Here is a 13,219-nt window from a genome sequence, read left to right as displayed (position 1 = left end):
AGCGCTTGGCGCTTCACTCCGGAAACGCCCGCCGCAACAAGGCGGCCACATCCATCCGTCGGGCGTCCAGCGCCCCCAGCACCGGCCCCCAGCAGGCATCGGCGATGCGGCTGACGATGAAGCCGTCGGCCACCTGCTGCGGCGCATAGGCGCGCAGCAGGCAGCCTTGAACCGTCAGAACCAGCGACTGGGCCAAGCGCCGGCCCTGGATTTCCAGTTCTTCCGCCGGCCAGGCCGACAAATCGCGCAAATCCGCCAGCGCCGTGCGCAAGTCCGCATCGTCCCCCGCCAGCATCCGCAACTCGCTGAGCAGCCGCTGCCACGCTTCCGGCTCACGATGGATGGACTTCAACATGTCCAGGCACATCACATTGCCGGAACCTTCCCAGATCGAGTTGACCGGCGCTTCGCGGTACAGCCGCGCCATCGGCCCGGCATCGACATAGCCGTTGCCGCCGAACACCTCCATCGCCTCGCCGCACACCTCGACCGCGCGCTTGCATACCCAGAACTTGGCGGCCGGCAACACAATCCGCTTCCACGCCGCCTCATCGCGCTCGAAGGCCTGGGCCAGCCGCGCCGCCAGCCACAAGGCCGCCTCGCTTTCCAGCGCCAGCTCCGTCAGCACCGCGCGCATCAAGGGCTGCTCCGCCAGCCGCCTGCCGAAAACCATTCGCTGGCGGGCATAGGCCAGCGCCTGCACCACGCCCTGCCGCATCAAGGCGGCGCTGCCGATGACGCAATTGAGCCGGGTATAAGTGGCCATCTCGATGATGGTGGGAATGCCGCGGCCGGCCTCGCCGATCAGCACGCCCCAGGCGTCCTGGAACTCGACTTCGCTGCTGGAATTGCTGCGGTTGCCCACCTTGTCCTTCAGCCGCTGCACCGCCACCGCGTTGCGGCTGCCGTCCGGCCGCCAGCGCGGCACGTAGAAGCAGGACGGCGCGCCATCCGGCGTCTTGGCCACCACCAGATGGGCGTCGCTCATCGGCGCGGAAAAAAACCACTTGTGCCCGCGCAGCAGATATTCGCCGCCGCGCCCGCCCAGCCCGACCGGCGAGGCCTGGGTGGCATTGGCGCGCACATCGGAACCGCCCTGCTTTTCGGTCATGCCCATGCCTATCCAGGCGGAAGCCTTGTCCTCCAGCGGCACGTCGCGGCTGTCGTGGCCATAGCTGAACAGCTTGCTGCCGAGCTGAGACCACAACACCGGCTCCCGCTGCAGCAGCGGTATGGCGGCCTCGGTCATGGTGGCCGGGCACAACGATCCGGCCTCGACTTGGCCGTGCAGATAAAAACCCGCCAGGAAGGCCGCCCAGCGTCCGTTCCGCTCGCTATCGAATGGCAGGGACACCAGCCCCTGGCTGCGATACAGCGCCAGCAGCTCATGCCAGGCCGGGTGAAAGTCGACCCGGTCGATGCGCCGTCCGCGGCTGTCGAACGCGGCGAGCTGCGGCGGAAAATGGTTGGCCAGTTCCGCCTGCTCAAACGTCTCCGCCCGGCCCAACTGGTCGCCATACCCCACCAGCCACGGCTCGGCCCAGCCGCCGCCTGTGCGCGCCAGCACCTCGCGCAGGGCGTTGTCGGTGACAAAAAGGTTGTAGTCGCGTAACTCGTCGTATTGATTGCTTACCTGATGGGTCTGCCAACTCATGCGCCGCTCCAAAGGAAAGCGCCGCCGGCGGCGGCGCCCAAATGAACGTGTTGCCTGATGGTTTCAGCATAGTGGATGCGGCTGAGCGGCACAGCCGTCCCAAAGCCCATCAGCGCAGCGGCAGGTACACGTCGGTCAACAGCAAATGCTCAGGCGTGTCGCTGGCCAGGTTCAGATAATGGAAATACACAGGAAAATCGCGCGGCGTCTCGCCGCTGGCCGGCAGCCACGAACGGTACAGATACCACACGCTTTCGCCCAACTGATGGTGCGATCCCTGGTGGCGCACCACCGCGCAGCGGCCACCGGGAAGCTGCTTGGTGATCACGCCCTGCGGGTTGCTTGGCACCGGCGCCGCGACGCTGCCGCAAATGTCAAAACGGAATCGCTCCGGTTCGACGGTTTCCGGGTTGTCGTAGGCGATGCCGTAGGTCTGGCTGCTGGCAATCGGCGACAGGCCGCTCGCCTTGCGCCACTCGATGAAGCGCAGCGCGCTGTCGTTGACCCGCTCCGGCGGTCCCTGGTGCTCCAGCGCGGCGACCATGATAGGCGCGACGGTAACGATTTTGACTTCCATTTCTTCCATCCTCTCACTGACGGGGGGCGTCATCCGCGCATGCCAGCCGGCCCAATCGGGACGGCGGCGGAATTCGCTGGGCGATTGCCCCAGCGCCTGCCTGAAGGCGCGCGAAAATGACTCGGGATTGTCGAAACCGCAGTCCAGGGCGATGGCCGTGATGGCGCGCTGCGGCTGAAACGCCAGCCAGTACGATGCCCGGCGCAAGCGTTGCAAGGAGATATAGCGCGCCACGCTCACGCCCAGATACGCCGAGAACTGACGGTGAAAATGGAAGGGCGAAAAATGGGCCACCCGGCTCAACTGTTCCACGCTGAGCGGCTGGTCGAGGTGTCGCTCGATGTAGTTCAACACCGTGCCGAAGCGCCGCGCGTAGCGGTCCGTCTTGTCCATGTCCGTCCTCCATGGCCGCCACTATGCCGCAGCGCGCGGCGGGCTTCTTGACCTGGCTTGCTGTGTTGGCCTTGCCGGCGCAGGCGGGATGTCACACGCCCAACCGCCCCTCGCGCTGCAAACGCGCCGCCAGCTGCAGGAAGGCCCGCGCCGCCGGCGTGGCTTCGCTCTCGCTCAACACCGCCAGCCCGACGCGGCGCTTCACCGGCGGCGACAAAGGCCGGCTGACATAACCGGCCGGATACGGCACCTTGGGCAGCGCCATTTCGGCCACCAGCGTCACCGCCTCGCCGCTGGCGACGATTTCCAGCGTGCTCAGCAGTTGGGCGCAGCGGTAACGGATATTCGGCCGCAGACGGGCCGCCTGGAACAGATGGCTGACCAGCTCGGCGGAGCCGGCCTCAGTCAGCACGAAGGGATCGCCGCATAGCTCGGCCAGCGTCAAGGCGGATTTGCCAGCCAAGGCGTGATGGGCCGGCAGCACCGCGACCATCTGGTCCTCCAGCAGCGCGCAGGTATCGAACCGCGGCTCGGGCAGCACCACGAAACCGACGTCGATCCGCCGGTCCTGCAGCCATTGCAGCACCAGACGGTCCGGCCCCTCGTCGATATGGATCTCGATGCCGGGATACTGCGCGCGGTAGTGGGCCAGAATGGCCGGCAGCAGCCGCATCGACGAGGTGGGGCCAAACGAGCCGATGCGCAGCGTGCCCTGGCGCATGCCGCGCGCGTCGGCGGCTTCCTGCCGCACCGTCTCCGCCAGACCCAGCATGCCGCGCATCCGCGGCAACAGCTGGCGGCCGATGTCGCTCAACTCCACCCGGCCCTGCCGGCGCTGCAACAACTCGACATCGAGCTCGCGCTCCAGCTGGCGGATGGCGTGCGACACCGCCGATTGCGAGATGCGCAGCCGCGCCGCAGCGGCGGTGAAACCCTGCAGCTCGGCCACCAGCGAGAAAATCTGCAGCTGGGTCAGCGTCATGGTTGCGCCCCAGGTCATGAGTAAAAGCTCATTTTACCATGACTCGCATTCGGCATAAAAATATGCAATTACAAGCAGAACAATCACCACTACCAGCATGCCGGCGGCCCCGCCCGCCCGGACACGGCCATGCCGTCATGCCCGTCACGGAGCCGGACACCATGAATGCATCCTCTTTCGCCGCCACCGACGGCGTTTCGACGCTGTGGCCCGAGATCAACGGCCACTTCCTGTCGCTGCGGGGCATCCCGGACAGCCTGCAGCCGCAAGACCGCGGCCAGGCCGTTTACCGCCAGATTCTGGTCGGTTTCGACGCCATCACCTCCTGCGAGCTGAAGGATCTGTACAAGTTCACCCTCTGTCTGCAGCAGCTGGACAAAGACGAAATCCAGCGTCCGGAGCTGCGGCAACTGGTGGCGGCTTTCCAGGCGTGGGTCTGCTTTGATTACACCGCGGCGCGCCGGCAGTTCCGCCAGCATCTGCGGCAATACCCCACCGATGTGGTCGCGCTGTTCTGCGCCCACATGTTCGACTTCTGCACCAGCCAGACGCCGGAGCTGATGCCCGATCTGGCGCTGTTCGATGAACATATCGACGCCAGCCATCCGCTGTATTCGTACTATCTGGGTATCAAGGCCTTCGTCCATGTCGAGGCCGGGCAGCCGCAGCCGGCGCTGAAGCTGGGACTGGAATCGCTGCGCCACTGTCCTGACAACATCTACGGCATCCACGCGGTGGCCCACGCCCTGCATGAGCGCGAATGCTGGCAGGAACTGTGCATCTTCCTGGAGCAATGCCGCGCGCAGTGGATAGACAATGCCGGCATGCGCATGCACGTCTACTGGCATCTGGCCATCGCCTACGAAAAGAGCGAGCAGGCCGAACGCTCGGTCGAAACCTTTCATGAGATGTACGCGCTGAAGGACAGCCTGTTCGCCAAGCAGGACCTGGACGCCGTCGCCTTCCTGTGGCGCTACCGGCTGCGCCACCCGGAGGACCGCCGTTTCGACAGCGAATGGCGCAAGCTGGCAGGCCTGTGGAGCGGCAGCATCGGCTCGTCGATGTCCTACTTCCACCGTCTGCACGCCGCGCTGGCCTTCGCCGCCAGCGAACAGCCGTTTCTGATCGAAAAACTGATCGCAGAGAGCGACGGTTTCGGCCTGGACGCGGCCACCCATCAGACGGGCATCGCCGTGCTGCAGGCCATCCTGGACTTCGCTCATGGCCGCTACGACGACTGTCAGCGGCGGCTGCGCGATCAGCAATCCCGCTGGGACGTGCTGGGCGGCAGCCGCGCCCAGCGCGAACTGCTGCCGCTGACGCTGCAGGCCTGCGAACAACGCCGCGCCGCCGCCCGCGCCACGGATGCCGCCCTCCATGCCTGACCGCCACGCCTCGCCCCGCCTCTATCTGCAACTGGCCCTGGTCTCGGTGATCTGGGGCGGCACCTTCATCGCCGGCCGTCTGCTGGCCGGCAGCATGCCGCCGCTGCTGGCCGCCAGCCTGCGCTTCGGCATCGCCAGCCTGACGCTGCTGGCCTTCCTGGCCGCCACCCGCACGCCGCTGGTCCGACCGGACAGCCGACAGGCGCTGCGGCTGCTGCTATTGGGCTTCTTCGGCATCTTCGGCTACAACCTGTGCTTCTTCTACGGCCTGAAACACGTCAGCGCCGCCCGCGCCTCGCTGATCGTCGCGCTGAATCCGGCGATGATCGCGCTGGCGTCGTTCATCCTGCTGAAAGAAGCGCTGCCGCCGGTCAAGCTCTCTGGCGTGGCGCTATGCCTGGCCGGCGCCGGGCTGGTCATCATCGGCAAGAACGGCAACGCGCTGGCCGGCGGCTGGGCCGGCGATCTGCTGATCCTGGGCTGCGTGGCCAGCTGGGTGGTGTACAGCGTCGGCTCGCGCGGCCTGTCGCGCAGCCTTGGGCCCTTGCAGACCGTCACCTGGTCCATCCTGCTCGGCACCGCCATGCTGTGGGCGGCCACCTGGGCGCAGGGCGCCGCCGATGTGGCCGCCATCGCCCGGCTGACGCCGGCGCAGTGGGCCGGGCTGCTGTATCTAGGCGCGCTCGGTTCCGCGCTGGCCTATATCTGGTACTACGACGGCATCAAGCAGATAGGCCCCACCCGCTCCGGCGCCTTCATCGCCCTCAATCCGCTGACGGCGGTGCTGCTGGGCGCGGCGCTGCTGGGCGAGCGGTTGACGCCCGCCATGGCGGCCGGCGGCGCGCTGGCCATCGCCGGCATCGTGCTGTGCAATCTCGCCATCGGCCCAGCCTGGCGCAAACCGGCCCAGCCGCTGCCCTCGCGCTCAAGCTAAGTCGTTTGTCAGCCCGCCGCCGCGGGCGGATAATCGCCGTCCGTTTGACGAGGATGCAAACCATGGACGAAATGAAGGTGCGCCTGTCCAAGCGCATGGTGGAACTGGGACTATGCTCGCGGCGCGAGGCCGACGCCTGCATCGAGCAAGGGTTGGTCAAGGTGGACGGCGCCGTCGTCACCACGCTGGGCGCGCGCGTGCTGCCGGAACAGCAGATCACGCTGGCCGGCCAACCGCAAGCGCTGGCGACGTTGCCGGTCACCCTGCTGCTGAACCGCCCAGCCGGCGACATCGAGCCGCCGGCGCAGCGAGTGGGGCCGGACAGCCGCTCGCCGCAAGATGTCTCCGAGCAAGTCTGGCTGTCGCGCCACCGCCAGCACCTGATAAGCATCGGCGCCGTCGATGAGCTGTGCCACGGCTTGGTTGTCCTGACCCAGGACAAGAAGCTGCCGCGCCGCCTGGCCGAATGCGAAATGGAATTCCTGCTGCAAGTGGAACGCGCACCCGCCGCGGAGGAGTTGAAAGCGCGCGTCGCGGCCATCCGCCTGGACGGCAAGCCCTTGCGCCAGTGCAAGATCAGCCGCCAAAGCGACCATCAACTGCGCTGCGTCGTCTATTCGCCGGGCGCCGGCTTCTTCGATGAAATCAGCCGCCAGCTTGGCGTCCGCCTGCAAGGCGCGCGCTGCATCCGCATCGGCCGCCTCGCCTTGTCCGGCCTGCAGCCGGGAGAATGGCGCTACGTGCAGCCCTTCGAGCGCTTTTAGTTCGCAAGCCGCTCCGATGCGGTCGCGACGGCCCGCATGACGCCGGATTAATATAAGCAAATTTATCGGAACTAGCCTTCTGATATACCGTCTTTATATTATTCAGTCTTTCACGCGGAACTTTGCCCATGCATCACGACACCCCCCTGATCACCACCATCGTCGGCGGCCTGGTGTTTGCCTTCGCGCTTGGCGCCTTGGCCTTACGCCTGCGTCTGCCGCCGCTGGTGGGATATCTCACGGCCGGCATTCTGGTCGGCCCGTTCACGCCCGGCTTCCAGGCCGATACCGTGCTGGCCCCGGAACTGGCGGAACTGGGGGTCATTCTGCTGATGTTCGGCGTGGGCCAGCACTTCTCGATCAAGGATCTGCTGGCGGTCAAGGCCATCGCCGTGCCCGGCGCGCTGGCGCAGATTGCCTTCGCCACGCTGCTGGGCATGGGGCTGTCGCACTTCCTGGGCTGGTCGCCGGGCGAAGGCCTGGTATTCGGCCTGGCGCTGTCCGTGGCCAGCACCGTGGTCTTGCTGCGCTCGCTGGAGGAAAACGGCTGGCTGGAGAGCGAGGATGGCAAGATCGCCGTCGGCTGGCTGGTGGTGGAAGACCTGGTGATGGTGATCACCCTGGTGCTGCTACCCGCCTTCGCCGGCATGTTGAACGGCGGCCAGATCGCGCTGTCCTGGTCGCAGCTGGGCTGGACGCTGGCCATCACCATGGCCAAGGTGGCGGCTTTCGTCGCGCTGATGCTGCTGGTGGGACGCCGTTTCATTCCGTGGATGCTGGAGCAGATCGTCCATACCGGCAACCGCGAGCTGTTCCGTCTCGGCGTGCTGGCCACCGCTCTGGGCGTGGCCTATGGCGCCACCCAGCTGTTCCAGATCTCCTTCGCGCTGGGCGCCTTCTTCGCCGGCATGGTGATGGCCGAATCGCCGTTCAGCCATCGCGCCGCTGAGGAGTCGCTGCCGCTGCGCGAGGCTTTCGCCGTGCTGTTCTTCGTCTCGGTCGGCATGCTGCTGGACCCGGAGGTGCTGCTGAAAGATACCGCCGTGCTGCTGGCCACGGTCTTCATCATCGTCATCGGCAAGTCGGCGATGGCCTACGGCATCGTGCGGCTGTTCCGCCGCAGCCACCACACCAGCCTGCGCATCGCCGCCAGCCTGTCGCAGATCGGAGAATTCTCGTTCATTCTGGCCGGTCTGGGCATCTCGCTGGGCTTGCTCAGCGCGCGGGGCCAGGCGCTGATTCTGGCCGGCGCCATTGTTTCCATTCTGCTCAACCCGATGATGTTCGCGCTGGCGGAGCGCTATGCCGCCAGATCGACGGCCAAAGCCTGAACACTCAAAAAAACAATTGAACGGCGCAGCCGCCGGCTATGGTAGAATCGCGCGCAACATGTTCAATTTGCTATGAAAAAACTCATCGCCGCCTTCTGCCTGCTGTGCCTGGTCCTGCCGGTTTCGGCAGGCCGCCTGCTGCCCGACAACCTGGTGGTCGGCACGCTGGGCGCCATGGACGAAACCGGCATCGATTTCGTCCGCGGCGACCGCACGCTGCTGCAGCGGCTGGGCGCGCTGATCGCGGCGGAATCCAGCCATTTTGCGCTGGCGCCGGGCGTGCGCATCCTTGATGACCACAACCGCTTCCTGCTGAGCGGGCAATTGAACCACCTGAACGGCCGCACCGTCGGTGTGACCTTTGATCAGCAAGGCAACATCAACCGCATCTGGGTGCTGGGCGATGAGGAAATCGAGGCGCAGAAACAGCGCCAGGCCCAGACCTCTCCCTGAAACCGAATACAGCTGGAAACCCGAGTAGCAATGAAGAAGGTATACATCAAGACCTTCGGCTGCCAGATGAACGAGTACGATTCCGACAAGATGGCGGACGTGCTGGGCAGCGCCGAAGGCATGGTCAAGACGGACAATCCGGAAGAAGCCGACGTCATCCTGTTCAACACCTGTAGCGTGCGCGAAAAGGCGCAGGAAAAGGTGTTCTCCGACCTGGGCCGCATCCGCCCGCTGAAGGAAGCCAACCCCAACCTGATCATCGGCGTGGGCGGCTGCGTGGCCAGCCAGGAAGGCGAAGCCATCGTCAAGCGCGCGCCTTACGTGGACGTGGTGTTCGGCCCGCAAACGCTGCACCGGCTGCCGGACCTGATCCAAAGCCGCCAGCAAAGCGGCCGCTCCCAGGTGGACATCTCCTTCCCGGAAATCGAGAAGTTCGACCACATCCCGCCGGCCAAGGTGGATGGCGGGGCGGCTTTCGTCTCCATCATGGAAGGCTGTTCCAAATACTGCTCGTTCTGCGTGGTGCCGTACACCCGCGGCGAGGAAGTGTCGCGCCCGTTCGAGGATGTGCTGACCGAGATCGCCGGCCTGGCCGCCCAGGGCGTCAAGGAAATCACCCTCCTGGGCCAGAACGTCAATGCCTATCGCGGCATGATGAGCGACGGCGAGATCGCCGACTTCGCGCTGCTCTTGGAATACGTGCACGAAGTGCCGGGCGTGGAGCGCATCCGCTTCACCACCAGCCACCCGCGCGAGTTCTCCCAGCGCATCATCGATTGCTACGCCAAGCTGCCCAAGCTGGTCTCCCACCTGCACCTGCCGGTGCAGAGCGGCTCCGACCGCGTGCTGATGGCGATGAAGCGCGGCTACACCGGCCTGGAATACAAGTCCATCATCCGCAAGCTGCGCGCCATCCGGCCGGACCTGTGCCTGAGTTCCGACTTCATCGTCGGCTTCCCCGGCGAAACCGAGGCGGACTTCGAACAGACGCTGAAACTGGTGCGCGATTGCGAGTTCGACTTCAGCTTCGTCTTCATCTACAGCCCGCGCCCCGGCACGCCGGCGGCCAACCTGCCGGACGACACGCCGCATGCCGAGAAGGTGCGCCGTCTGGAAGCGCTGAACGAGGTCATCGAGGCCAAGGGCTTCGCCATCAACCAGTCCATGGTCGGCACCGTGCAGCGCGTGCTGGTGGAAAATGTATCGAAGCGGGATGCCTCCATGCTGGCGGCGCGCACCGCGAACAACCGCGTGGTCAACTTCGCCGGCCACCCGCGCCTGCTGGGCCAGATGATAGACGTCAAGATCACCGCCGCCTTCCCGCATTCGCTGGCCGGCGAGGTGGTGACCAGCGAAAGCGCCTGACCGTGCGCCGGCTCGGCTTGCTAGGCAACGCAGATTGCGTGGCGTATGCTGGGCCGGTTTCCCGCACGGAGGATGAAGCATGTTCATCGTTTCGCTGACCTATACCGCCCCCTTGTCCGACGTGGACGCCCTGCTGCCAGCCCATGCGGCTTGGCTGCAGCAAGCTTACGCCGACGGCCTGTTCCTGGCCTCCGGCCGCAAAGTGCCGCGCGACGGCGGCGTGATCCTGGCGCGCGGCGAACGCGCCGCGCTGGAAGCCCGCTTGGCGCAGGACCCGTTCGCCAAGGGCGGCGTGGCGCGTTACGACATCATCGAGTTTGCGCCGAGCATGGTCGCCCCCGGCCTGGAAAGCCTGCAGCAAGCATGAAGGCGAGCGGCATCAAGGCCCTGTTGCTGGACCTGGACGACACCCTGTTCGACGACAGCCATGCCACCACGCAGGCCTTTGCCGCCTTCATCGCGCCGCACGCCGCCCGCTTCGCCGAATCCGAAACCGAGCTGCTGCGCCGCTGGCGCGCCTGCGTCGATCGCCACTGGCGGCGTTTCGAAAGCGGCGAGCTGACGATAGAACAGCAGCGCCATGAACGGCTGCGCGATTTTCTCGGCCTGCCGCAGCTGGCGGAAGACGAGGCCGCGCGGCTGTTTCAGCCTTACATGGACGCCTATCGCCGCCATCGCCGTCTCACGCCAGGCGCGGCGGGCTTTCTCGATGCCACCCGCCATCTGACGCGCATCATCGTCAGCAACGGCAGCGCGGAACAGCAGCGAGCCAAACTGCGGCACCTGAGCATCGCTCATCACTTCCGTCATGTCGTCACGGTGGACGAGGCCGGCGCGGCCAAGCCCGACCCGCGCATCTTCCGCCATGCGCTGGCGCTGGAAAACCTGGCCCCGGCCGCTTGCCTGATGGTGGGCGACGATCCGGCGCGCGACATCGCCCCGGCGCGGCAGCTGGGCATGGCGGCCTGCCATGTCTCACACGGCCGCCACGCCATCGTTTTTGAACAGTTAAGCCAACAATTGCACAACGCATGAGCACGAGCGAATCCCTGAGCTTCAACCCGGTGGACAACGACAGGCTGGCCCGCCTTTCCGGCCCGCTGGACGAAAACCTGAAACAGATCGAAACCGGACTGGATGTGGTCATCCAACGCCGCGGCGAAGCCTTCCGCGTGCAGGGGCCGGCCGCCAAGCTGGCGGTGGAAGCGCTGACCCGGCTGTATCTGCAGGCGGACAAGCAGGACATCTCCATCGACGATGTCCAGCTGTCATTGGTGGAGCTGCGCCAGCAGCCATCCAGCGCCGAGCAGGAGGAATCGCCGGTGCTGGCGACGCGCCGCGGCGACCTGCGCGGCCGCACGCCGAACCAGGCGCGCTACATCAAGGCCATCCAGCAGCACGATGTCACCTTCGGCATCGGCCCGGCCGGCACCGGCAAGACCTATCTGGCCGTCGCCTGCGCGGTGGACGCGATGGAGCGCGACGCGGTCAAGCGCATCGTGCTGGTGCGCCCGGCGGTGGAAGCCGGCGAAAAGCTGGGCTTCCTGCCCGGCGATCTGGCGCAGAAAGTGGACCCGTATCTGCGGCCGCTATACGACGCGCTGTACGACCTGATGGGTTTCGACCGCGTCACCCGGCTGTTCGAGAAAAACCTGATCGAGATCGCGCCGCTGGCCTATATGCGCGGCCGCACGCTGAATCACGCCTTCATCATCCTGGACGAGGCGCAAAACACCACGCCGGAGCAGATGAAGATGTTCCTGACCCGCATCGGCTTCGGCTCCAAGGCGGTGATCACCGGCGACGTGACCCAGATTGACCTGGCGCGCCATCAAAAGAGCGGCCTGGTCGAAGTGGAGCGCATCCTAGGCCAGGTGCGCGGCATCCATTTCCATCATTTCACCAGCAACGACGTGGTGCGCCATCCCTTGGTGCAGAAAATCGTCGATGCCTACGATCAATACCAAAGCAAGCAAGATGAAAAAAGCTAAACGCAACCCGCTGCTGGCCCGTCTGGCGGCGCGGCTGGAGCTGACTCTGGACGTGCGCAGCGACGCCGTCCCGCTGCCGGAGCCGGCGCTGATCCGCCGCGCCTGCCAGGCCGCCTTGCAGCGCGACGTCAAACACGCCCAGGTCAGCATCGTCATCGTCGACGCCGCTGAAGGCCGTCAGCTCAACAAGGACTACCGCGGCAAGGATTATGCGACCAACGTCCTGTCCTTCGCGCTGAACGAGGGCGAAACGGTGGCAGGCCTGCCCTTGTTCGGCGACTTGGTGCTGTGCGCGCCGGTCGTCGAAAAAGAAGCCGCCGAGCAAAACAAGGACCTGATGGCGCATTATGCCCACCTCTTGGTGCACGGCATGTTGCACCTGCAAGGCTTCGATCACGAGGCGGACGACGAGGCCGAAGTGATGGAAGCGCTTGAAACCGTCATCGTTAAACAGCTAGGATATCCCGATCCCTACCACGAGGAGCACCTCTAAGAAATGGAAGACCCCAGTAAACCGCGACCCAGTTGGCTTGAACGCCTGTCCACCATGCTCATGCGCGAGCCGGAGGACCGCGAGGATCTGATCGAGCTGCTGCACAACGCTTTCGAACGCAATCTCCTGGATGCCGAAGCCCTCGGCATGATCGAGGGGGTGCTCGAAGTCAGCGAACTGACTGTCCGGGACGTGATGATCCCGCGCAGCCAGATGCATGTGCTCAATATCGACGATCCGATCTCGCGTTTCCTGCCGACTGTGATCGACACCGGCCACTCGCGTTTCCCGGTGATAGGCGAGAGCAAGGATGATGTGCAAGGCATCCTGCTGGCCAAGGAATTGCTGCGTTACTTCCATGCGCCCGCCACCTTCAATCTGAAAAATGTGCTGCGCCCGGCCGTGTTCGTGCCGGAATCCAAGCCGCTGAACGTGCTGCTGCGCGACTTCCGCGCCACCCACAACCACATGGCTGTGGTGGTGGACGAGTACGGCGGCGTCTGCGGCCTGGTCACCATCGAGGACGTGATCGAACAGATCGTCGGCGACATCGAAGACGAATACGATATCGACGACGAGGAAGACGACATCGTCCCGGTGCGCGGCAACGAGCGCTACCGCGTCAAGGCGCTGACCGAGATCGAAGACTTCAACCATTACTTCGGCACCGAATATTCCGATGACGACGTCGACACCGTCGGCGGCCTGGTCATCTCGCTGACCGGCCACCTGCCCAAGCGCGGCGAGAAGATCGAGGCCGCCGGCCTGCGCTTCACCGTGCTGCGCGCCGACAGCCGCCGCCTGGACACGCTGCTGGTGGAGCGCATCCAGGCCTCTGTCGGCATGTCGGAATAAGGCCTATGCTGAAAGCGGCTGGCTTCGGCCAGCCGCCTCCCC

General features: G+C 65.5%; 14 protein-coding genes. 11 read left to right on the top strand and 3 right to left on the bottom strand.

The features are described from left to right. Nucleotides 1–13 precede the first annotated feature (13 nt). The 3 genes from JHD59_RS08700 to JHD59_RS08690 all read right to left on the bottom strand — a co-directional run bounded on the left by JHD59_RS08700 (nucleotide 14) and on the right by JHD59_RS08690 (nucleotide 3,624). A complete protein-coding gene (locus tag JHD59_RS08700) occupies nucleotides 14–1,654 on the bottom strand; it encodes an acyl-CoA dehydrogenase family protein (protein ID WP_199153938.1) in 1,641 nt (546 codons plus the stop codon). A 109-nt stretch (nucleotides 1,655–1,763) separates the two neighbouring features. Continuing rightward, complete coding sequence (locus JHD59_RS08695; protein WP_199153937.1) at nucleotides 1,764–2,624, bottom strand: GyrI-like domain-containing protein; 861 nt, start codon at nucleotides 2,622–2,624, stop codon at nucleotides 1,764–1,766. A gap of 91 nt (nucleotides 2,625–2,715) precedes the next feature. Next, nucleotides 2,716–3,624, bottom strand: coding sequence for a LysR family transcriptional regulator (locus JHD59_RS08690; protein WP_233163959.1), 909 nt, complete (start codon nucleotides 3,622–3,624; stop codon nucleotides 2,716–2,718). 143 nt (nucleotides 3,625–3,767) lie between these two features. On the opposite strand from JHD59_RS08690, the gene JHD59_RS08685 reads away from it, so the two are divergent. The 11 genes from JHD59_RS08685 to JHD59_RS08635 all read left to right on the top strand — a co-directional run bounded on the left by JHD59_RS08685 (nucleotide 3,768) and on the right by JHD59_RS08635 (nucleotide 13,177). Beyond that, nucleotides 3,768–4,991, top strand: a complete 1,224-nt coding sequence (locus JHD59_RS08685; protein ID WP_233163958.1) for a tetratricopeptide repeat protein — start codon at nucleotides 3,768–3,770, stop codon at nucleotides 4,989–4,991. Next, entirely contained in the window at nucleotides 4,984–5,925 is a 942-nt protein-coding gene (locus JHD59_RS08680; protein ID WP_199153935.1) for a DMT family transporter, read from the top strand. The genes JHD59_RS08685 and JHD59_RS08680 overlap by 8 nt, the downstream gene beginning before the upstream one ends. A gap of 62 nt (nucleotides 5,926–5,987) precedes the next feature. After that, nucleotides 5,988–6,689 (top strand): S4 domain-containing protein, encoded by a 702-nt coding sequence (locus tag JHD59_RS08675; protein ID WP_199153934.1) that lies wholly within the window; start codon nucleotides 5,988–5,990, stop codon nucleotides 6,687–6,689. 128 nt (nucleotides 6,690–6,817) lie between these two features. After that, nucleotides 6,818–8,020: a cation:proton antiporter gene (locus tag JHD59_RS08670; RefSeq protein WP_103317571.1), complete on the top strand. Its 1,203-nt coding sequence runs from the start codon at nucleotides 6,818–6,820 to the stop codon at nucleotides 8,018–8,020. Nucleotides 8,021–8,092: 72 nt separating this feature from the next. Continuing rightward, nucleotides 8,093–8,473 (top strand): hypothetical protein, encoded by a 381-nt coding sequence (locus JHD59_RS08665; protein ID WP_199153933.1) that lies wholly within the window; start codon nucleotides 8,093–8,095, stop codon nucleotides 8,471–8,473. Nucleotides 8,474–8,503: 30 nt separating this feature from the next. Further along, nucleotides 8,504–9,838 carry a tRNA (N6-isopentenyl adenosine(37)-C2)-methylthiotransferase MiaB gene (gene miaB, locus JHD59_RS08660; protein WP_103317569.1) on the top strand — a complete coding sequence of 445 codons (1,335 nt, stop codon included), beginning with the start codon at nucleotides 8,504–8,506 and terminating at the stop codon, nucleotides 9,836–9,838. A 79-nt stretch (nucleotides 9,839–9,917) separates the two neighbouring features. Next, entirely contained in the window at nucleotides 9,918–10,205 is a 288-nt protein-coding gene (locus JHD59_RS08655; protein WP_103317567.1) for a YciI family protein, read from the top strand. Further along, nucleotides 10,202–10,873 carry an HAD family hydrolase gene (locus tag JHD59_RS08650; RefSeq protein ID WP_199153932.1) on the top strand — a complete coding sequence of 224 codons (672 nt, stop codon included), beginning with the start codon at nucleotides 10,202–10,204 and terminating at the stop codon, nucleotides 10,871–10,873. Before JHD59_RS08655 ends, JHD59_RS08650 begins: the two co-directional genes overlap by 4 nt. Then, nucleotides 10,870–11,829, top strand: a complete 960-nt coding sequence (locus JHD59_RS08645; RefSeq protein WP_199153931.1) for a PhoH family protein — start codon at nucleotides 10,870–10,872, stop codon at nucleotides 11,827–11,829. The genes JHD59_RS08650 and JHD59_RS08645 overlap by 4 nt, the downstream gene beginning before the upstream one ends. Next, nucleotides 11,816–12,322: an rRNA maturation RNase YbeY gene (gene ybeY, locus JHD59_RS08640; protein ID WP_199153930.1), complete on the top strand. Its 507-nt coding sequence runs from the start codon at nucleotides 11,816–11,818 to the stop codon at nucleotides 12,320–12,322. The genes JHD59_RS08645 and ybeY overlap by 14 nt, the downstream gene beginning before the upstream one ends. Nucleotides 12,323–12,325: 3 nt before the next feature. Then, entirely contained in the window at nucleotides 12,326–13,177 is an 852-nt protein-coding gene (locus tag JHD59_RS08635; protein ID WP_199153929.1) for an HlyC/CorC family transporter, read from the top strand. Nucleotides 13,178–13,219: the final 42 nt, after the last annotated feature.

Origin of the sequence: Chromobacterium sp. ASV23, assembly GCF_016428945.1 — a bacterium.
Lineage (GTDB): Bacteria > Pseudomonadota > Gammaproteobacteria > Burkholderiales > Chromobacteriaceae > Chromobacterium > Chromobacterium sinusclupearum.
Note: the sequence above shows the minus strand (reverse complement) of the source record. Positions and strands in the feature narration are given on the sequence as shown.